General features: G+C 56.0%; 18 protein-coding genes and 3 pseudogenes. 11 read left to right on the forward strand and 10 right to left on the reverse strand.

The genetic code is table 11. The features are described 5' to 3' along the window. Positions 1 to 61: 61 nt before the first annotated feature. Both DS906_RS18415 and DS906_RS18420 read right to left on the reverse strand, forming a co-directional pair. A complete protein-coding gene (locus DS906_RS18415; protein WP_113791545.1) occupies positions 62 to 1,108 on the reverse strand; it encodes an aromatic ring-hydroxylating dioxygenase subunit alpha in 1,047 nt (348 codons plus the stop codon). Positions 1,109 to 1,204: 96 nt separating this feature from the next. Beyond that, positions 1,205 to 2,134 carry a LysR substrate-binding domain-containing protein gene (locus tag DS906_RS18420; RefSeq protein WP_113791546.1) on the reverse strand — a complete coding sequence of 310 codons (930 nt, stop codon included), beginning with the start codon at positions 2,132 to 2,134 and terminating at the stop codon, positions 1,205 to 1,207. A 96-nt stretch (positions 2,135 to 2,230) separates the two neighbouring features. On the opposite strand from DS906_RS18420, the gene DS906_RS18425 reads away from it, so the two are divergent. From DS906_RS18425 to DS906_RS18435, 3 genes are all read left to right on the forward strand, one after another. After that, a complete protein-coding gene (locus tag DS906_RS18425) occupies positions 2,231 to 3,316 on the forward strand; it encodes a hypothetical protein (RefSeq protein WP_113791547.1) in 1,086 nt (361 codons plus the stop codon). Positions 3,317 to 3,468: 152 nt separating this feature from the next. Beyond that, positions 3,469 to 4,410, forward strand: a complete 942-nt coding sequence (locus DS906_RS18430; protein WP_113791548.1) for a fatty acid desaturase family protein — start codon at positions 3,469 to 3,471, stop codon at positions 4,408 to 4,410. 3 nt (positions 4,411 to 4,413) lie between these two features. Then, entirely contained in the window at positions 4,414 to 4,731 is a 318-nt protein-coding gene (locus DS906_RS18435; RefSeq protein WP_113791549.1) for a non-heme iron oxygenase ferredoxin subunit, read from the forward strand. Between the two features lie 12 nt (positions 4,732 to 4,743). On the opposite strand, the gene DS906_RS18440 is transcribed toward DS906_RS18435, so the two are convergent. From DS906_RS18440 to DS906_RS18460, 5 genes are read right to left on the reverse strand one after another with little or no spacing between them, the layout of a single operon-like run. Continuing rightward, positions 4,744 to 5,352 (reverse strand): glutathione S-transferase family protein, encoded by a 609-nt coding sequence (locus DS906_RS18440; protein WP_113791550.1) that lies wholly within the window; start codon positions 5,350 to 5,352, stop codon positions 4,744 to 4,746. A 13-nt stretch (positions 5,353 to 5,365) separates the two neighbouring features. Then, entirely contained in the window at positions 5,366 to 6,247 is an 882-nt protein-coding gene (locus DS906_RS18445) for an amino acid ABC transporter permease (protein ID WP_113791551.1), read from the reverse strand. A 57-nt stretch (positions 6,248 to 6,304) separates the two neighbouring features. Next, positions 6,305 to 7,138, reverse strand: coding sequence for a transporter substrate-binding domain-containing protein (locus DS906_RS18450; RefSeq protein WP_113791552.1), 834 nt, complete (start codon positions 7,136 to 7,138; stop codon positions 6,305 to 6,307). A 35-nt stretch (positions 7,139 to 7,173) separates the two neighbouring features. Next, the gene (locus DS906_RS18455) at positions 7,174 to 8,016 is read right to left on the reverse strand and encodes an amino acid ABC transporter permease (RefSeq protein ID WP_113791553.1); all 843 of its coding nucleotides are present in this window, start codon (positions 8,014 to 8,016) and stop codon (positions 7,174 to 7,176) included. 1 nt (position 8,017) lies between these two features. Next, positions 8,018 to 8,764 carry an amino acid ABC transporter ATP-binding protein gene (locus tag DS906_RS18460; RefSeq protein ID WP_282121048.1) on the reverse strand — a complete coding sequence of 249 codons (747 nt, stop codon included), beginning with the start codon at positions 8,762 to 8,764 and terminating at the stop codon, positions 8,018 to 8,020. Positions 8,765 to 9,072: 308 nt separating this feature from the next. Here DS906_RS18460 and DS906_RS18465 point away from each other — a divergent pair, with 308 nt between their 5' ends. The 3 genes and pseudogenes from DS906_RS18465 (at position 9,073) to DS906_RS18475 (ending at position 11,642) form a co-directional block, all read left to right on the forward strand. Continuing rightward, on the forward strand, positions 9,073 to 9,651 hold the full coding sequence (locus tag DS906_RS18465; protein ID WP_113791554.1) for a carboxymuconolactone decarboxylase family protein: 579 nt from the start codon (positions 9,073 to 9,075) through the stop codon (positions 9,649 to 9,651). 11 nt (positions 9,652 to 9,662) lie between these two features. Then, positions 9,663 to 10,250 (forward strand): helix-turn-helix transcriptional regulator, encoded by a 588-nt coding sequence (locus DS906_RS18470; protein WP_113791555.1) that lies wholly within the window; start codon positions 9,663 to 9,665, stop codon positions 10,248 to 10,250. Between the two features lie 12 nt (positions 10,251 to 10,262). Then, positions 10,263 to 11,642 (forward strand): annotated as a pseudogene (locus tag DS906_RS18475) (MATE family efflux transporter). Between the two features lie 148 nt (positions 11,643 to 11,790). On the opposite strand, the pseudogene DS906_RS22240 reads toward DS906_RS18475, so the two are convergent. From DS906_RS22240 to DS906_RS18485, 3 genes and pseudogenes are all read right to left on the reverse strand, one after another. Continuing rightward, a pseudogene (locus tag DS906_RS22240) lies at positions 11,791 to 11,889 on the reverse strand (IS5/IS1182 family transposase); the annotation flags it as partial. Next, a pseudogene (locus tag DS906_RS22745) lies at positions 11,872 to 11,965 on the reverse strand (IS5/IS1182 family transposase); the annotation flags it as partial. The pseudogenes DS906_RS22745 and DS906_RS22240, both read right to left, overlap by 18 nt. Before the next feature lie 119 nt (positions 11,966 to 12,084). Beyond that, a complete protein-coding gene (locus DS906_RS18485) occupies positions 12,085 to 12,681 on the reverse strand; it encodes a response regulator transcription factor (RefSeq protein WP_113791561.1) in 597 nt (198 codons plus the stop codon). Between the two features lie 253 nt (positions 12,682 to 12,934). Here DS906_RS18485 and DS906_RS18490 point away from each other — a divergent pair, with 253 nt between their 5' ends. The 5 genes from DS906_RS18490 to DS906_RS18510 all read left to right on the forward strand — a co-directional run. Next, entirely contained in the window at positions 12,935 to 14,176 is a 1,242-nt protein-coding gene (locus tag DS906_RS18490; protein WP_113791556.1) for an aminotransferase class V-fold PLP-dependent enzyme, read from the forward strand. Between the two features lie 31 nt (positions 14,177 to 14,207). Beyond that, on the forward strand, positions 14,208 to 15,404 hold the full coding sequence (locus DS906_RS18495; RefSeq protein ID WP_058273745.1) for a malate--CoA ligase subunit beta: 1,197 nt from the start codon (positions 14,208 to 14,210) through the stop codon (positions 15,402 to 15,404). After that, positions 15,404 to 16,294 (forward strand): succinate--CoA ligase subunit alpha, encoded by an 891-nt coding sequence (gene sucD / locus DS906_RS18500; protein ID WP_113791557.1) that lies wholly within the window; start codon positions 15,404 to 15,406, stop codon positions 16,292 to 16,294. The genes DS906_RS18495 and sucD overlap by 1 nt, the downstream gene beginning before the upstream one ends. Further along, positions 16,294 to 17,265 (forward strand): D-glycerate dehydrogenase, encoded by a 972-nt coding sequence (locus tag DS906_RS18505; RefSeq protein ID WP_113791558.1) that lies wholly within the window; start codon positions 16,294 to 16,296, stop codon positions 17,263 to 17,265. The genes sucD and DS906_RS18505 overlap by 1 nt, the downstream gene beginning before the upstream one ends. A 191-nt stretch (positions 17,266 to 17,456) precedes the next feature. Then, the coding region (locus tag DS906_RS18510; RefSeq protein WP_233494840.1) for a phosphoenolpyruvate carboxylase at positions 17,457 to 19,066 on the forward strand (1,610 nt) is incomplete at its 3' end.

Below are 19,066 nucleotides of genomic sequence, written 5' to 3' on the forward strand. Positions count from 1 at the left end.
GGGTCAACTTCAAATAACCCGATCAAGTGAAACTACGTGTGTAACCTTCGCAGACGGTGCCTCAAGCCTGAACTGTTGTACTCACAGGGATGGTTTCGGCTTCGATCGCTCGATCAAGCGTTTTGCGGAACAGTTTGGCACCCGCGTCCAACCCGAGATCGATATTGGGCGTTTTTGCGTACTTCATACCCTTGTGGACTTCTTCCAGAACGTCCTTGTCCTCAAGAAACGCCATGCGCGCGCCGTCATTCATGAATTTGGACACTTCGGGATTTTCGGGGTCGGAATTTCGGTGCTGAAACCAGAAGTATCTGGTGCGGTCTTCATCGATTGGGGTCATGAAATTATAGGAGATATTGATGAACGTTTCGGCAATGGGTTGCTTGTCATACCCACCGGTCCCGACCGGCGTATAGATGGATTTGTTCAGCCCGATCGCGGGCATGCACATCTCATAATGCTGCAGCCGGTCGCAATCGCCGTCAAATGCCACCAGTTTAGCGTAATAGGGCGATGGCGGCTTATTCGCGATCCAGCGCGAGACGACGACGCCACGGTCGGTCCGCTCGACGTTCAGCGGCTCTTCATCCGTTCCGGCGCCCGCAAAAGAAGATACATGCACCCAGGCGACATGGCTGGGATCAAGCAGGTTATCGCAGACCCACAGGTAATGGCAGTCGATATCCATCACCCCACCGTCGGTCTTGCCCCAGCTGACATCGTCGAAATTATCGATCGGGAAAATCTTGTCGGGATCCGCCAGTTCCGGATCGCCCATCCATATCCAAAGGAATCGATACCGATCCACAACCGGATATGACCTCACCACCGCCCGCCGCGGGGTCATGCCGCGCTGCGTCGGGCTGTCCGTGCACTTGCCCGTGCAGTCAAATTTAAGCCCGTGATAGCCGCATTCCACTACATCCCCGATCAGGTTGCCCTTGGACAGAGGCAGTTTGCGGTGCGGGCAAGCATCCTCCAATGCGACCGGCCTGCCATCCTCCTGCCGGTAAAGCACAATATTCTCGCCCAGAAACGTCTCGGCCTTCAGCTCGCGACCGATATCTTTGCTCCAGGCGGCGACATACCAGCAGTTTCTCAGATACATTGAAATGCTCTCCAGATCGTCAGATGGCTTGTGCAAGTATGGGCGGCAAGCCGATCTTGCGCCATGCTGGAATGGTAATGACTCATATAAGTCAGGCTAATTCCCTGCGCCCGCAGATGGCGGAATGTCCGGCTGCGCCTCAACCTCGGCACGGATCCAATTCAGAAACTCACCGACTTTCGGGCTGTCCTTAGTTTCATGGGGTCGAACCAGCCAATAAGACAGCGGAGACTGCGTTAGCTCCGGAATTGGTCGCACCAAACGTCCGTCGCACAACGTGTCAATGACCAGAGGTTCCCGTCCTAAAGCGACGCCAAGCCCCTCGATGGCCGCCTGAACGACCAGATTGGATTGGCCAAAGCGCCGTGTTCGCAAGGGCCACGGAAGTGTCAGTCCGCATTGCCGCGCCCAGAAATCCCACGTTGGACTTGCGGGCCCATGATGCAGGTTCTCATCTACCAGCATCGTGTGCTGCGCCAGATCTTCGACGCCACGCAAGATTGGTATCAAAGAGGGGGCGCAGACCGGAAACAGCTGCTCGGTCATCAGCAAATCGACCTGATAGCCAGGATAATCACCCAGACCATAGCGGATGCCGATATCCGCATCCGCCCCTGAAAACGGATATTGCCCGGTATCCGTGGCAATGGAAATCGACAGGTCCGGATGAGCAAGATCAAAGTTTAAAAGGCGCGGAAACAACCAGTTGAACGCAAAGCCCGGCAGACATGAAATCACGATGGTCCTGTCGGTGCGGGTCTTGTCCCTCAGCTGGGTACAAACGTCCGAAATACGCCCCAACCCTTCAGAAATGGCCAGCGCCAGCAGCTCTCCTTCGCGGGTCGGGCGCGATGACCGTGCACCACGTACCAGCAGATCGCGACCAAGCCATTCCTCAAGCGCCCGCACATGCTGACTGACCGCGCTTTGGCTGACGCCCAGCTCAGCTGCAGCAGGGGAAAAGCCGGAATGCCGGACAACTGCCTCGAAGGCGCGCAGGGCGGAATAGGGCAGGTTTACGATCATATTAGTCACCCTAATGTCAGGCATAATCACTTTCAAATAGATTAGGCGCGCAACCCGAGCCTAATCTATACTGACCGGAACCCGTAGGAGACGCGAATGTCGGACATCACACCCGAGCGCGGCGCGCGAAATCTATTGACTAACTGTGCCCACGCAACGGCAGGCGACCGGTTGTTGATCGCTTATGAACCTCCCGAACATGGCTATTTCGATGCGGATAGTGTTCAAATCGTCACGCATGCCGCGCGATCCATGGGGTTGTCGGTTGATGCAGTGAACGTAGGTTTTAATCCGGACAATCCACACCTGTCCGCTGATCTCCTGGCGCGGTTCGAAACCGCCGATATCATCCTGTTTCTGGCTCGTCTCGGGGATCAGCTCCGGTTCTCGGAAATGCCGCAGGGCAAGAAGATCATCGTCAGTTTTGCCCTGAGCCGCGAGCTTTTTGGCTCTGGATTTTCCAACGGGCATCACGATGCCTTCCTCGACATCAAGGCAGGGATCAACGGCGTTCTGAACAGGGCCACCGACGTGCGGGTCACCTGCCCTCTGGGTACGGACTTTCAGGGGCGGCCTGAGATGAACCTGGATACGACGGGCGATACGTCGATCTTGCGCTTTCCCATGTCGGTCTTCACGCCGGTTCCAGCACATAGTTTTTCGGGCCGAGTGGCACTGAAGTTTCTGACGGGCACCGGATCAAAATACTATGATGATTATACGGTGGAGTTCGAAGGACCGGTGTTTGCGATGTTGGAAAGCGGGCGCCTGACAGGGTTTGACGGCGATCCTGCCGACTCCGCGCGGGCCGAGGCTCATTATGACCGGGTCGCGGGTAAGTTCGGCATCGACCGCAATTTCGTGCATTCCTGGCATGCGGGCATCCACCCGGGCTGCGGCTACCCATGGGACATGCGCGAGAATTTCGAGCGTTGGGGCGGGTCCGCTTTCGGCAATCCACGTATTCTGCACTTCCACACCTGCGGTGCTTATGCCCCAGGCGAAATCAGCTGGAACGTGTTTGATCCGACAATCGTGATTGACGGTGTGACCTACTGGGAAAACGGGGCTTTCCACGCCGACCGTCTGCCTGGCGGAGCCACCATTCTGGACAAGCACCCCTGCGCAGCTGCCCTGTTCGCGGACCCCGATCTGGATATCGGTCTACGCCGCACTGGTTAAACCTTCCCGCTTGATCGAACGCGTGCCATCGCGCTAAACTGATTGCAATAGGGCTACCTAACAAGGTCCTATGGTGCGGAGCACTCCCGTCTCCGGTGCCGGTACATGCGATGAGGGCACGGCCCCCGCACCGGCAAAAATGTGGAACTCACATGTCACAAGCAATCGTTACGCCCCTGTCTCAGGCACTGGCCGAAGGCAAGCTCACGCGTGAAGAACTGAAAGGATTCATGCAACGGTCCGACGGCCCCGGCCTGCGGCATCTGACGCTTTGGGTACTGGTACTGGCTGGCACAACTACCCTTGTCACCCTAGCTTGGAACAGCTGGCTAATCTGGCCCGCAATGTTCCTGCAAGGCATCGTTCTGGTGCACCATTTCTCACTACAGCATGAATGCGTGCATTATACGGTGTTCCGAACCCGGTGGTTGAATGATTTGGTAGGTCAGATCTGCGGCCTGATCATCATTCTGCCACATCGGTTCTTTCGCTACGAGCATTGCGATCATCATACCTATACGCAACTGACCGGGGAAGACCCCGAATTGATCCCTTTGCCCGAAACAATGGGAGAATATCTGCTTTATCTGTCCGCCCTGCCCTATTGGCGCGGCAAATTCACGGAACTGTTTCGCCACGCCAGCGGCAATCTCAGTGAGACCGAGCTGCGGTTCATTCCGAAAGTCGAACATCAGGCCGCATATCGCGATGCCCGTAGAATGCTGGCTATCTATGCGGCGATCTTTCTGGCCATGGCCATCACGGGCTGGTGGGGGCTGATCTGGTATTGGTTCATCCCCCTATTTCTGGGCGAGCCGGTGATGCGCTTCATCCGGATGACCGAACATGTCGGACGCCCGACCGTCGCGCAGATGTCGGAAAATACGCGCACCAATCTGGTTTCGGCACCGTGGTCTTTTCTGTGCTGGAACATGAATTACCACGCGGAACATCACTATGTCGCTTCGGTCCCGTTTCACGCGCTGCCGCGCCTGCATGAGAAGCTGAAAGACCACATCCATGTCGAGCCCGGCGGTTATCTGGCTGCCCACCGCGAAATCCTGCGTCAGATCTGGCACAAGGAGGAGGCGTGATCCATGACAGATGTAAAACCGTGGAAAGACGTGATCGAGGCTGCTCGGTTGGAAAAAAATTGGGTCACTCGGGTCGAACTCGGCTCACGTATCATCGCAATCTACGACACGCCCGGTGGTATCTATGCCTCACTAGCGCTGTGCAATCATGGCGGCGCGGATCTGTGTGACGGGTATTACGATGGCTATGTCATCGAGTGCCCCCTGCATCAGGGCGCGTTTGATGTGCGAGACGGGCGCCCGGTTTCAGCGCCTGCGACGCGGCCAATGAAAGTGTTTGAATCCCGGGTCGAAAACGGCATGGTTCAGATCAGAGCATAGCCCCGATTGCCCTTAACCCGGTGCCGGCAACCCCGGCATCGGGACATATCCCGGCAAAGCCTCAACACGCGCGATCCATGCGCGTACCGCCGGGTACGGAGACATCGATATTCCACCCTGATACGCCAGAGCTATGTAGGGATAGCAAGCCAAATCTGCGAGGGTGGGACGGTCGCAGGCCAGCCAGCGATGGTCTGACAAATGTTGCTCCATGATCTTCAGGGAGTTCTGCCCAAGCGCCTGCGGCTCAGCCAGGTCGATATCGCGTTCAAACAGAACAATCGCCCGGGCCATTGCAACGCCGTGGAAGATTTCATTCACAGAAAACGACAGCCATTGCTGTATGTTGCCGTGTTCTTTCGGTGTGGTAGGGGCCCATTCGGCTGCGCCGTACTTCTGCGCCAGATAGACCATGATGGCAGTGCTGTCGCGCAGGACGAACCCATCATCGTCCAGTACCGGCACCTTGTTCAGCGGATTGACCTGCAAAAACGCGCTCTGGTTTTGGTCACCGTTCAGCAGGTCTACGTCGACGATTTGATGATCCCGCTGCAGCATGGACAGCAGCAGACGTACTTTGTGACAACTGCCCGAAAGCCGGAAATCATAGAGGCGTATCATACTGGCCTATATGTCAGCGCTTGTCTGACCGTTTTTCAAGCCGCGCAAACAATCGGCTAAGGCCGAAGCAAACCACAAAGTAGAAAGCGGCCGTGGTGATCCACGCCTCAAAGATCATGCGGGATGAGGCCACAAGCTCAACCGTTTTATAAGTCAGCTCCTGCACAGAAATCAGCGACAGGATTGAGCTGTCCTTGATCAGCGATATGAATTGATTGGCGAGCGGTGGCACCACTTTCTTCATCGCCTGCGGCAGTACCACATAACGCAGCTCCTGAAGGCGGCTCATACCGATAGAGCGCGCGGCTTCCCGCTGACCTTTTGGGATCGACTGGATACCGGCACGCACAATTTCACCAACGAATGCGCTCTCAAAAAGGGCCAGTACAATGACGCCCGAAACAAGCGATGGGAAGCGGCGCATTTCACCGAAGAAGAACTCCCAGACCTGATTGTTTTCCTGCCGCGCGATACCGCGCGCCCAACGTTCCAGATTCAACGCATCGATCAGCTGTTGAGACAGGAAGAAGAAGAAGATGAAAACGACAACAACCGGCGGCACATTGCGCAGGAATTCAAGATAGGTGCGCGCCAGCATGCGGATGGTCAAATTGGCTGAACATCGCGCAACACCCAGAACGGTGCCCAGTATCAAAGCCAGAATGCCGGAATAAATACTGATGCGGATCGTCGCCGCCAAACCCTGCAGCAGCAGATTGGCAAAGTACTCCTCGCGACTGGAATGCCAGCCGACGATGTAACCGGGGATCTGCTCCCATCGCCATTTGTAGTTCAGCGTGCCTTCAATCGACAGCCAGATATACCCAAAAAACACGACCAGAACACCGACGATCAGGTAGTCGGGCCATCTCAGTTTATTCAGGAAGTTTTGCACCGGGCACGCTCCGCGTTGGTTTCGAGGGCGGTACTACGTCCGCCCCCGTCAGTTTGGTTACTGCGCGACCTGATCGGCCCACTCGTTGCCTGCGAACCAATAGTCATGGCGTTCTTTCAGCCAACCGGATCGCCAGTTCTGCGCAATCCAGTTATTGAAGAAGTTCAGTGCGTCCGGATCGCCTTTACGCAACCCAAAGGCTTCTCCACGCTGGTCATAGAGACTCTCAAACGGAACGACTAATGTGTCCGGATATTTAGCAGCATCGCGGTTAGGTGTCGGCTGAGCCGCCATCGACGCGTGGGCATTACCGTTCAATACTTCCTGAGTCGACGCTCCGTCTTCGTCAAACAACAGCAGCGTTGCGTCGGGGAAATTGGCGGCTATTACCACGGCTGGTGTCGCACCGCGACGCGCAACAAATGTGACCTCGGGGTTGTTGTAATCTTCAAGCGTCATCCCAGCAGTCAACTCTTTGTTGGCCAGGATTGCCAAACCTGAATAAGCATACGGATCAGTGAAGTTGATTGTCAGGTTCCGCTGTGCAGTCATGGACATACCGGAAATAATCACATCAAAATTGCCCGCTACCAATGCTGGAATAATACCATCCCAAGCAGTCGGCACGAATTCAACCTCAACGCCCATATCTTCAGCCAGTTTGCGGCCAACATCCAGTTCATAGCCGATCAGATCACCATTTTTGTCGCGCATCGACCATGGCACGAACAGCGACAGACCGATCCGGATCACACCATCCTGTTTGATAGTTTCAATCACACTTTCGCTGGATAGTTCCTGCGTAGCGCTCTGCGCCCAGCCTGAGGTCGCCACACCGGTAGCCACGACCGCGCCGAGGGCAGCCCCGAGCATTCTGCGAGAAAGCTTCATCTTGGTTCTCCTTGTTGTCCGACATATTTTCTGGGTTATTGGTCGACGGCATATTTCTTCTCCAGATGACTTACGCCAATCGACAGGATCAGGGTCACCACCAGATAAACCAGTGCGATGGTGAACCAGATTTCGAAACTCATGTATGTGTCTGAAATGATGTTGCGTCCGAAGGTCGTCAGCTCGGCCACTGCAATCACGCTGACAATGGCCGAAGATTTGATGAGGTGAACGACCTCGCCGGTCATCGGCGGCAGCATGAAGCGGACGGATTGTGGCAGGATGATATAGCGATAAGTCTGGGAAGGGCTCATCCCGATGGATTTAGCGGCCTCCCACTGGCCAGTGGGGACGGCGTTGATCCCGGCCCGGAAGATTTCAGAAATCAAGGCAGAATGGAACACGGCCAAGGTAAGGATACTGGCCGTGTATCGGTCAAATCCAAAGATCGGCCCCAGAACATAATAAAAGAGGTAGAGCAGAACCAGCAGCGGGATATTTCGGATCAGCTCCAGAAATCCAACCGCAACTGCGGACCCGATGACCAGATCCGACAGGCGCAGCAACGCCACAAGCAGGCCTATAACCATAGCCAGAATGAAAGCCGTGACCGACAATTTGATTGTCGCGACCAGCCCGATGGGAATTTCACCCCATTCAAACCCGACCTCGGTATTGCGATACAGAAACTGCGGCACCCGGTACCATTGCCAGTTATACCCCATGCCCTGCGCGCCTGTATATGCAACATAGGCGATCAGCCCGACGATAACGGCATAGATCCCGACCGAAATCAGGGTCGAGTCAAAAAACCGCTTAAAAAAAGGCGGCTTAGGCAGCGGCTGGCCTTTTGGCCGGGAAATGCCCAGATCGCTCATGTCAATGCGCCAAGATCTGATCTAGGAACAAACGGCAGCGTTCGCTCGAGGGGTTGGTGAAAAACTGTTCGGGTGGCGAAACCTCGACGATCTGGCCCGCCTCCATAAAGACCATCGTATCAGCGACCTTACGGGCAAAGCCCATCTCGTGAGTGACGACAACCATGGTCATGCCGGTATCGGCCAGCTCGACCATCACATCCAACACCTCATTGATCATCTCGGGGTCCAGCGCGGATGTCGGTTCGTCAAACAGCATGATCCGAGTTTCCATGCATAGAGACCGTGCAATCGCTACGCGCTGCTGTTGCCCGCCCGACAGCTGCGCCGGGTACTTGTCGGCCTGTTCCGGGATGTGAACACGTTCAAGATAGTTGCGTGCGGTTTCTTCGGCCTGCGCCTTGGATATCCCGCGCACTTTCATCGGACCGATCGTCAGATTCTCTAGCACTGTCAGGTGTGGGAACAGGTTGAACTGCTGGAAAACCATACCGACTTCCTGCCGCAGCTCGCGAATTTCTTTGGCTCCGTCATAAACCTCGATCCCATCGATCACGAGGCGGCCGGAATTGTGCCACTCTAGCCCGTTAAAGCACCGGATCAGCGTCGATTTTCCCGATCCCGAGGGCCCGCAGATCACGACTTTTTCACCCTGATGGACCGTCAGATCGATGTTTTTTAACGCGTGAAACGCGCCATAGTATTTATCCAGATTGGTCACTTCAATCATCGGAGTGGCTTGGTTCATGTCGTACCTGCTTGGGTTCGGGATACCATGCGAATTTGTCTTTTGATGGACCGGACGCGCAAAGGAGTTTCCTCCACCGTTCCTGCAAAGGCAGGCCGGCATGTCGTGGTGCCGGGCCTGACAAAACAGCCGAGGCCGGGCTGGCGCTGCGATTGTTTGGGGCAGTCGGGCAAGGCCTGAGCCTCCTCAAATACGTTGCACACTAATTAATATGGTTGCTTAATATGCAATACTCGTCAATAAAAAACTCAGAGGACAATTTTTGATCTGCCCTCAGATAATACTGACGACCAAGGGAGGAACCGCAAATGTCTGCCTGGATCAGCATGATATCTGACGAAGATGCTGACTCGCATCTGAAGGCCACTCTGGATTTGGCGCGTACACCGCACGGCACTGTCGACAATGTCATGCGGGTGCATTCCCTGCGGCCTAACACCATGAAGGGGCATGTGATTCTGTATCGAGCCTGTCTGCACGATGAGGCGAACAAAGTTCCCATGTGGTTTCAGGAAGTGATCAGTTCCTACGTATCCACTCTCAACACCTGCCCCTATTCCTATGCTAACCACTGGTCTAACGCCCGGCACCTGATCGACGACGCCGCACGCGCCGACAAGATCGAAGCCGCACTCGAGGCACATCGCCCGCAGGATGCGTTCGACGGCGCACATTTGGCTGCACTGACCTATGCTGAAAAGCTTACACTTTCGCCGGGTACGATGGTCGATTCTGATGTGGCAGCCCTGAAAGACACCGGTTGGGAGGATGGCGAGATTCTCGAAATCAACCAGATCGTAGGATACTTCAACTACGCCAACCGGTTGCTGAATGGCCTTGGTGTCACCACCGATGGCGATGTGGTGGGGTATTATAGCAGCGAGTGAAAGGACGGATCATGCAAGGAGACACTCCAGGCAGACAGATCGACCGTGCCATCGGCGCCTCGCTGAAGGAATTGCGCCAAAGTCGGAAGCAATCCGCTCGTAGCTTGGCAGAACAGTCCGGTATCTCAGCCGCCATGATCAGCCGGATCGAAAATGGGTTGGTTTCTCCCTCAATCGACACTCTGGCGGCACTGGCCGAAGCGCTCGAAGTTCCGATTGTTTCTTTGTTCCGCGAAGCGCGTACAGATCACACTGACTACACTCTTGTGCGCCATGGTGAGGGACTGAAATCCAACCGTATCTCGGCGGGGCACAGCCACGAGTATGTCAATCTTTCACTGCATTCTCGTAAAGACCTGCGATTTCAGGCGCGTCGCGTGACTTTATTGCGCGAAGGCGGGCCGCCGCCCTCTTATGTCGGCCACGGCGTAGTGTTTGTACAAGCACTCGAAGGCCAAGCCGTTTACCGATATGGCGAGGCCCGCTTTACGCTGTCAGCTGGCGACACGATCAGTGTGGACGCTGAACTCAACCACGGGTTCGAAGATGTTCTGACCCCTGAGTTTGTCTTTCTAACAGTTCAGGCCGAGCGCCCATGACACCCAGTTAACATGGCTCAGGCAATCGACCTTAATCTGACCAAAGGGTCCATTGCAGGCCATTTCCGAACATTGGCGATACCCGGCGCTGTCGGAATGCTTTTTAGTACACTGTATAACATCGTCGACATCTTCTTTGCCGGACTGTTGTCGACAAGCGCCCAAGCCGGGCTGGCCCTTGGTTTTCAAGCTTTCTTCATCTCTATTTCTGTGGGCGTCGGGCTGGGTGCAGCTATGAGTGCACTGGTTGGAAACGCTCTGGGTTCAGGCGACAACCGAGCGGCACGACGCCTAGCGGCCCAAGGGATAACTTACGGAATTGTTGCGTCTTGCCTGCTTGCCCTGGCAGGGCTTTGGTTCGGCCCATTGTTAATCAAGCTTGTCTCGGAACCAGGCGTTTATCGTGAAGCCGGGCTTCGCTATTTCTATTGGCTGCTGTTGGCAATGCCCGGGTTCCTTCTGGCCCATGGATGTAATGGCATCCTGCAGGCCCATGGCGACGCGGTGTCTATGCAACGGGCACTTATTGTCGCGTTTCTGGCAAATATTGTTCTGAATCCCCTCCTGATCTACGGAGTTCCGGGCGTGATCCCGGGCATCGGCTTCAACGGTTTGGCTTTATCTACGGTGATCAGCCAGACAGGCGTGATGATCTTTTTGATCCAGCAGGTTCTTCGGCGAAGGCGAATGAAACGTATGCGCGCGGCCTATTTCAGACCACGCCTGAAACGGTTTGCAGAAATTTCGCTGCAGGTTCTGCCCACTGCCTTTTCGTTCACGATCATGTTGTTGTCGGCCTTTGTCCTGCAATTTGCGCTAAAGCTTTTTGGCGAACATGCCATTGCCGGCTATGCAATCGCTATACGGCTTGAACAGGTTTTGTTGCTGCCCATTCTGGGCGTCACGGGTGCCCTACTGCCAATCGCCTCACAGAATTTCGGTGCTCGGGACAGCTAGCGGGTGCGCGCCGCGTTGTTCTATTGCTGGCGCGTCGGGTTTTACATGTCACTGATTGCGATCCCGATCCTCTGGCTCGGTGGTCCCTTAGTGATGCGCCTTTTTACAGCGGACCCCGAGGTTGTTCGCGTTGGTGTGGGATATCTACGAGTCGACAGTCTGATCTTGCCTTTCTACATGATGCTGTTTTCGATCAACTCACTCTTGCAGGCCTTCAAAAAACCTATTTGGACCGTTTGGATCAGCCTATATCGCCAGGCTTTTGGGGTCGCGTTCTTTGTTTGGGTGTTTATTGGCATATTGGGATTCAACGAAACCGGAGTGTGGTTCGGAACAGCAACGGCCGTAGTGACCGGCTGGGTCGTCGCTATGGCGTTGACCATACGCATTGCGAAGACAGAGATTGGCGGTTTGTGGGTGCACGCCACGGGGTGAAAAAACTGCACATCCGCATGGGTCTGTTGCAAACTTTCGCCAGCTTACGCTTTTGACGGTGGCGAGTGAATGCCTACCAGAGATAATAAGTCGAAAACCTGCTCATGGCTTCTTTCAAAGGCGCACAGCTCTCTAAGGTCAGGAGGCATGACCAGTAGTTGGCAGTTGCCGCGCGTGCGACGGCTGATAGGAAAACCTTGGGACGGCGATCATATCGGGTCGCCACGCGCCGCCATTCTTCGACCCGAGGTTTGCCGTGGGACTTCGGAAAAAGGGGTGAGCCTGGCCATCTGTTCGTCGGTCAACCAACAAAGGTCGCTCAAGTCACCGTTCCGTTATTTGAGCCGTGAATCACGCGGCGCAGCGAAATTCAATGCATCCTGACCCTAGTATGACGCTGACTCTGGTTTTCTTATTTTGTTTCGACACAACACCTACGAGCCTAATCTGAAGCAGATTTGGCTGAATAGTAATAAGCGATGGCTTGCGCCCGGTTTCTAACTGACAGCTTTTCGTAGATATTCGAGAGGTGGAATTTCACGGTATTGGTGGAAATCTGTAACTCTTTTGACAGTTCCCGGTTGGACATTCCCTTCGACAGCGCCTCAAGGATAGCCCGCTCTTTGCGCGACAGGGTCTGAAGAGGACTATGTTGCACCGTGCGTACATCGATGAATGGGAAAACCATCTTACCTTTGGCAACATCAACGCAAGTCTCCAGCAGGCCTTCAACCTCACCGGAACGAGGTGCAAACCCTGCGGCGCCTGCTTGCATTGCCAGCCGTGGGACATCACCTGCCTCATCACCATAGACCACAAAACGCGGTGCGTTTTCCTGTTCGCGCAGCACTTCAATCAGTTTAGCTGCACCCAAAGCTGGCAGCTCCCAGGACACCACGCAGACCTTTACCGGCACACGCATGACTGCCCCAAGAAAACCTTCGGCAGTTGCAGATGTCGCCACCAACGAGAATCGTTTGTCTCTCTCGAAGATTTCGGACATTGCCGAGAGGACGAGAGAATTGTTGTTGGCGAGCATGATGTCGATTGGAGGGGGCGTTGTGTCGAGCATTGATTTTCCACCTAATTTACCCAAGAACTACCATGTTGGGTAGGTAAGTTTCCGGTATACATCGGTATATTTGCCAGAATGGGTAGGTTTTTCCCCACCCAAATAGCTACCCTAAAGCAGTAGTAAGTTACGTTGCGCCCTGACGCAAGGATCGGCTTTTCTTTTCAGTAACGCGACAGACGGGGCGCATTACAGACCCCGTCGCCGAGGAGGATCGCCAATGACGTTTCAAATCTACCCGACGCTCGAAATTCCGGAAACACTGGCTGCGGGACCCGGACCAGGCAATACCGATGCCCGCGTTCTGCATGCCTTCGCAAATGCGGGTGTTGCGGATCACATGCAGGGTGACGTCCTGCGCGGCATGATCGAATGCAAGCACATGCTGCGCAAAATCTGGGGCACCGACAATACCTATACCTTCGCGGTTGCCGGCACCGGCTGGAGCGCACTAGACACTATGTTCTCGGCCGTTATGCCTGGCGACAAGGTGGTTGCGTTCACCAATGGCACCTTTTCCGGCATTGACGCGCTGACCCTTCGGATCAAGGCAGCCACGCCCGAAGAACATGCCGACAATCCACTTGATCCCAATGCGGCCAGCGTCACCGTGATCGAAATTCCGCATGGCCAGCCCGTGACCGGTGAGGTGGTCGAGGTCGCATTGGCAGAACACAAGCCGAAATGGGCTTTCATGGCGCATTGGGAAACCGGTTCCGGCCGTGTCAACGATGTACAGGGATTCTCGGATGCGTGTGAACATCACGGCGCCATGGGTTTGATAGATGCCGTGTCTTCGCTAGGTGTTGCTGACTTTCGCATCGACGACTTCCCCGGCATCGCAGGCTGGGCTTCGTGCCCGCAAAAAGGCTTGTGCTGCCTGCCCCTGACCTATGCGCCGGTCAGCTTCACTGACGCCTTTATCGAGGCGCTGAAGACAACCGGTGCTTACTCTTACGTCCACAACCCGATTTTCGAGGCCCGCCATTGGGGCATTGTTGACGGTCAGGATGTTGAGAAAGGCACCTATCACCGGACCCATTCGGGCTATGCCGTCGCCGCCTTCCATGAATCGCTGCGTCTTACATTGCAGGAAGGACTGGCCAAACGCGCGCATTCCTACAAAACGCATGAGGCCGTCCTGCGTGACGCCGTCACCGCGATGGGCTGCGATGTCACTTCGGACATGCCCAGCCTCGTAGTGCTGAATCTACCTGCAGAACTGGCTGGCCGCGAGATGGAATTGGTACAGAACTGCCGCGCGCGTGGCTTTGGTATCTGGCCGACACTCAGCGCCCCAGTACAGGTGCGCATCGGCATCCTGAACCAACTGAACCACCAGTCGATCAGCCGCATCGTAAAACTGTTTGGCGAGGCGATCCGTGAACTGGGCGGCACAGTGGATTTTGAAGCCATCGAAGCGTTGCTGGAAAGCCGCTACGGCACGTCGATCGCGGCCTGACCGCACTGCATGAACGGGAGGAAGATTGCAGATGGATATTCACGAATATCAGGCGAAAGAGGTTCTTTCGAATTTTGGTGTCGCCGTGCCTTCGGGTGCGCTGGCCTACAGTCCCGAACAAGCGGCATATCGGGCGCGCGAGCTGGGGGGCGATCGTTGGATCGTGAAGGCTCAAGTCCATGCCGGAGGCCGTGGAAAAGCCGGTGGTGTCAAACTGTGCAACACCGAGAACGAAATCCATGAAGCCTGTGACGAGATGTTCGGACGCAGGTTGGTTACGCATCAAACCGGTCCCGAAGGCAAGGGCATCTACCGTGTCTACGTGGAATCCGCCGTGCCGATTGATCGCGAGATTTATCTGGGCTTCGTGCTGGATCGCTCCAGCCAGCGGGTGATGATCGTGGCCTCGTCGGAAGGCGGCATGGAGATCGAAGATATCTCGGCTGAACGCCCTGACAGCATCGTGCGATCGATCGTGGAACCGGCCGTGGGTCTGCAGGAATTCCAGGCGCGCGAAATCGCATTTCAACTGGGTTTTGAGGCGAAATTGGTGCAGCAAATGGTGCGCACGCTACAGGGCTGTTACGCCGCCTTCAGCAATCTGGACGCTACCATGGTCGAGATCAACCCGTTGGTCATCACCGGTGACGATCGGGTTCTGGCGCTGGATGCCAAGATGAGCTTTGACGACAACGCCTTGTTCCGGCATCCGCAGATCTCAGAGTTACGCGACAAAAGCCAGGAAGACCCGCGCGAAAGCCGCGCGGCGGATCGTGGCCTGTCTTATGTCGGTCTTGACGGCAATATCGGCTGTATCGTGAACGGCGCCGGGCTGGCAATGGCCACGATGGATACGATCAAGCTGGCGGGGGGGGAGCCTGCTAACTTTCTGGACATTGGCGGTGGAGCCTCGCCCGAACGTGTGGCCAAAGCCTTCCGTCTGGTCCTGTCAGACAAAAACGTGCAGGCGGTGCTGGTCAACATATTCGCCGGGATCAATCGCTGTGACTGGGTGGCCGAGGGCGTCGTTCAGGCGCTACGCGAACTTGAGCTCGAAATCCCTGTCATCGTGCGGCTTGCCGGCACCAATGTCGCGGAAGGTCAGAAAATCCTGGCCAAGTCCGGCCTGCCGATCATCCGCGCCACCACCCTGATGGAAGCCGCCGAACGCGCTGTTGGTGCGTGGCAAAACGATCTGACCCAAAACACCAAGATGAGGGCTGTCTAATGAGCATTCTTCTGGACCGCGACAGCCGTGTTATCGTTCAGGGCATTACCGGACGGATGGCACGGTTCCATACCAAGGACATGCTAGACTACGGCACTAATGTCGTCGGCGGCGTTGTCCCCGGCAAGGGTGGCGAGACCGTCGAGGGCGTGCCGGTCTTTGACACTGTCAAACAGGCCGTCGAGGCCACCGGTGCCGATGCCAGCCTTGTTTTCGTGCCGCCACCATTTGCCGCCGATTCCATCATGGAGGCGGCAGATGCGGGTATCCGCTATTGCGTCTGTATCACCGACGGTATCCCGGCGCAGGACATGATCCGGGTCAAGCGCTACATGTACCGCTATCCCAAAGACAAGCGCATGGTGCTGACCGGACCCAACTGCGCGGGCACCATCAGCCCCGGCAAGGCTCTGCTGGGGATCATGCCAGGCCATATCTACCTGCCCGGCAATGTCGGTATCATCGGTCGATCCGGCACGCTTGGCTATGAGGCCGCAGCCCAGCTGAAAGAACACGGCATCGGCGTCTCAACCAGCGTCGGGATCGGTGGCGACCCGATCAACGGGTCTTCGTTCAGAGATATCCTAGAGCGGTTCGAACAGGACAAGGACACCGAAGTCATTGCCATGATCGGCGAGATCGGCGGCCCGCAGGAAGCCGAGGCCGCAGAATACATCCGCGACAACATAACCAAGCCCGTCGTCGCCTATGTTGCAGGTCTGACCGCGCCCAAAGGTCGGACTATGGGTCATGCTGGTGCGATCATCTCGGCCTTTGGCGAAAGTGCCTCAGAAAAGGTTGAGATCTTGTCGGCGGCGGGAGTGACCGTTGCTGAAAACCCGGCGGTGATTGGTAAAACCATTGCCCGCGTCATCGGAAAGGCTGCGTGATGACCAAACCTTCAGTCCTTGTCACCCGTCGCTGGCCCGCCGCCGTCGAGGCGCGACTGGCCGAAGACTACGACGCTGTACTCAATACCGGGGATACTCCGATGTCCCCGGCTGAAATCCGCGACGCCCTGAAACACTATGATGCGGTGCTGCCCACTGTTACCGATACGCTCAGCGCAGAGGCGCTGGACGTCCCCGCAGCACAGACCAAAATTCTGGCCAATTACGGGGTCGGGTACAGCCACATTTGCGAACCCTCAGCCCGCGAACTTGGCATGACCGTGACAAACACGCCCGACGTTCTATCCGAATGCACCGCCGATATTGCGATGACATTGCTGCTAATGGTGGCGCGCCGGGCCGGCGAAGGCGAACGCGAGTTGCGCGCCGGAAACTGGACCGGTTGGCGGCCCACGCATCTGGTCGGCACCAAGGTCAGCGGTAAGACACTGGGCATCATCGGCTATGGCCGCATCGGGCAGGAAATGGCCCGCCGCGCCCATCATGGCTTTGGTATGGACGTCGTTGTTTACAATCGCAGCCAAGTGGCGCCCGACGTTCTGGCTAAGTGTAATGCAACTCAGGTGGATACTGTCGATGAGTTGTTGCCGCTATGCGACTTCGTCTCGCTGCACTGCCCCGGTGGGGTCGCAAACCGGCACCTGATCAACGGTCGAAGACTCGACTTGATGAAACCCGGCGCCTTCCTGATCAACACCGCGCGCGGCGAGGTCATCGACGAACACGCCCTGATCCAGGCCCTGATGTTCGACACCATCGGCGGCGCGGCGCTGGATGTGTTAGACGGCGAACCCCGCATTAGCTCTGACCTTCTGCAATGTGACAACCTTGTCATGCTGCCACATCTCGGAAGCGCGACTAAAGAAGCACGCGAAGCTATGGGGTTCCGCGTCATTGAAAACCTCAATGATTTCTTCAATGGCAAAAATCCAAGAGACAAAGTGATCTGATGCAAGCGTTGGCTCAGGATACCCAGCCGTCCCGTCCACCGTCCGCCTATGCGGAGGGTCTTCGGACCGAATTGCGAACGCTATGGCGAAACATCCTTTTGAAAAGAGCGCCACATGTCGCTTCTTGGGTCGAAGCCAAGCCGCTGCCTTCAATACCAACTGGCCAGGCCGCAATCCCGTATTTGCAGGCCATGTCGATCTGGTTTCAGCTTTTGCGCATCATCGACGAAAACGCAGAAGTGCGTAACCGTCGACAAATCGAAACCCAAAAAGGTGCCCAAGCGGTTGAAGGTGGATTTGCCGAAGTGTTGTCGGACCTTAATCTGAGTGTTGGGGAAACCGATAAGTTGGCAGGTAGTTTAATGACCGGCCCCACGCTAACGGCGCATCCGACCGAAGCCAAACGCGTCACCGTTCTTGAAATTCACCGCCGAATTTATCGTATCCTGGTCAGCCTCGAAGCTCAGCGCTGGACGCCAATTGAACGTTCAACATTGCTGAATGATCTGGAAGGCGAGATCGACCTACTATGGATGACCGGAGAATTACGCTTGTCCCGCCCCAGCTTACGTGACGAGATCGAATGGGGTTTGCAGTTTTTCCGCGACGCAATCTTCAATGCTGTGCCACAGGTCATCGACCGGTTCGATCACGCCTGTTTGCAGGTTCTGGGTCAGACTTTGAATGAGACGCCCAATATCCGATTTCATAGCTGGATTGGTGGTGACCGGGACGGTAACCCGAATGTAACCTCTGAGATGACCAAACTGGCTCTGCAACGTGGGCGCGAGACAGCGATTGATCTCTACTGTCAGGCTCTTGATAAAGCCGCGCAAAAACTGAGCATTAGCGCCCTGATCCTACCGCTGCCCGAACCTCACGGTGAACGGTTGCAGGCAATCATCAACCGCGCACCCAAGAATGACCGCAACCCGAACGAACCGTTTCGGCAGGTCCTGAATGCCATCCGCCAAAGACTGACAAATGCCGGCTATCAGCATATCTCGCAGTTCGAGTGCGATCTCGACGCGCTTGATGACGCGCTTTGCGCAGTAAACGCCGATATTCTGACAAGACGGCATATCCGACCTCTTCGCCGGGCGGCAACCGTATTCGGTCTGCGTACCACAACCTTGGACATACGGCAGAATTCGACTGTCACGACTAGCGTTCTGGCAGAAATCTGGTCTGCATTCGAACCTGCGCCCGAATACGGAACACCCGAATGGTCGACCCGTCTGCGCACCGAGTTGGCAGACCAAAACCTGCAGTACCCTCAGCGGGACGGGTTGAGTGATCAGGCGCAGGAATTGCTGGCCTTGCTGGCTCTTGTGCACGCTGTTCGAACAGGGCCGGATCCCAAAGCTGTGGGACCATTCATATTGTCGATGACGCGCTCGGCAGACGACATCCTGGGTGTCTATCTTCTCGCCCGCTATGCCGGGTTCGGATCAGAGACACTGGATATTTCTGTGGTGCCGCTGTTCGAGACGATCGGTGATCTGCGCAACGCCTCAGCCATTCTGCTGGATGTTCTGGATGTTCCGCTTGCCCGCCGCAGCCTTAAGTCAGGTGGCAATGTGATCGAGGTGATGTTGGGATATTCCGATAGTGGCAAAGATGGCGGATATTTCTGTTCGACCTGGGAACTGGACCGCGCGCAGCGCCGGATCGTTACAGCACTTGCGTCGCAGGGATTTAGGGCCGCGTTTTTTCACGGACGTGGCGGTTCTGTCAGCCGGGGTGGTGCCCCCACAGGCCGGGCCATAGCCGCACAACCACGCGGCACAATTGCCGGGCG

It is taken from the genome of Ruegeria sp. A3M17 (assembly GCF_003318255.1).
Lineage (GTDB): Bacteria > Pseudomonadota > Alphaproteobacteria > Rhodobacterales > Rhodobacteraceae > Ruegeria.

Bases quoted from the DNA above. Each gene is read 5' to 3' on its own strand.
- DS906_RS18430 (WP_113791548.1), top strand. From the start codon at position 3,469: ATGTCACAAGCAATCGTTACGCCCCTGTCTCAGGCACTGGCCGAAGGC.
- DS906_RS18435 (WP_113791549.1), top strand. From the start codon at position 4,414: ATGACAGATGTAAAACCGTGGAAAGACGTGATCGAGGCTGCTCGGTTG.
- DS906_RS18495 (WP_058273745.1), top strand. From the start codon at position 14,208: ATGGATATTCACGAATATCAGGCGAAAGAGGTTCTTTCGAATTTTGGT.
- DS906_RS18505 (WP_113791558.1), top strand. From the start codon at position 16,294: ATGACCAAACCTTCAGTCCTTGTCACCCGTCGCTGGCCCGCCGCCGTC.
- DS906_RS18425 (WP_113791547.1), top strand. From the start codon at position 2,231: ATGTCGGACATCACACCCGAGCGCGGCGCGCGAAATCTATTGACTAAC.
- DS906_RS18490 (WP_113791556.1), top strand. From the start codon at position 12,935: ATGACGTTTCAAATCTACCCGACGCTCGAAATTCCGGAAACACTGGCT.
- DS906_RS18455 (WP_113791553.1), bottom strand. From the start codon at position 8,016: ATGAGCGATCTGGGCATTTCCCGGCCAAAAGGCCAGCCGCTGCCTAAG.
- DS906_RS18450 (WP_113791552.1), bottom strand. From the start codon at position 7,138: ATGAAGCTTTCTCGCAGAATGCTCGGGGCTGCCCTCGGCGCGGTCGTG.
- DS906_RS18440 (WP_113791550.1), bottom strand. From the start codon at position 5,352: ATGATACGCCTCTATGATTTCCGGCTTTCGGGCAGTTGTCACAAAGTA.
- DS906_RS18460 (WP_282121048.1), bottom strand. From the start codon at position 8,764: ATGAACCAAGCCACTCCGATGATTGAAGTGACCAATCTGGATAAATAC.
- DS906_RS18420 (WP_113791546.1), bottom strand. From the start codon at position 2,134: ATGATCGTAAACCTGCCCTATTCCGCCCTGCGCGCCTTCGAGGCAGTT.
- DS906_RS18470 (WP_113791555.1), top strand. From the start codon at position 9,663: ATGCAAGGAGACACTCCAGGCAGACAGATCGACCGTGCCATCGGCGCC.
- DS906_RS18485 (WP_113791561.1), bottom strand. From the start codon at position 12,681: ATGCTCGCCAACAACAATTCTCTCGTCCTCTCGGCAATGTCCGAAATC.
- DS906_RS18415 (WP_113791545.1), bottom strand. From the start codon at position 1,108: ATGTATCTGAGAAACTGCTGGTATGTCGCCGCCTGGAGCAAAGATATC.
- DS906_RS18465 (WP_113791554.1), top strand. From the start codon at position 9,073: ATGTCTGCCTGGATCAGCATGATATCTGACGAAGATGCTGACTCGCAT.
- sucD (WP_113791557.1), top strand. From the start codon at position 15,404: ATGAGCATTCTTCTGGACCGCGACAGCCGTGTTATCGTTCAGGGCATT.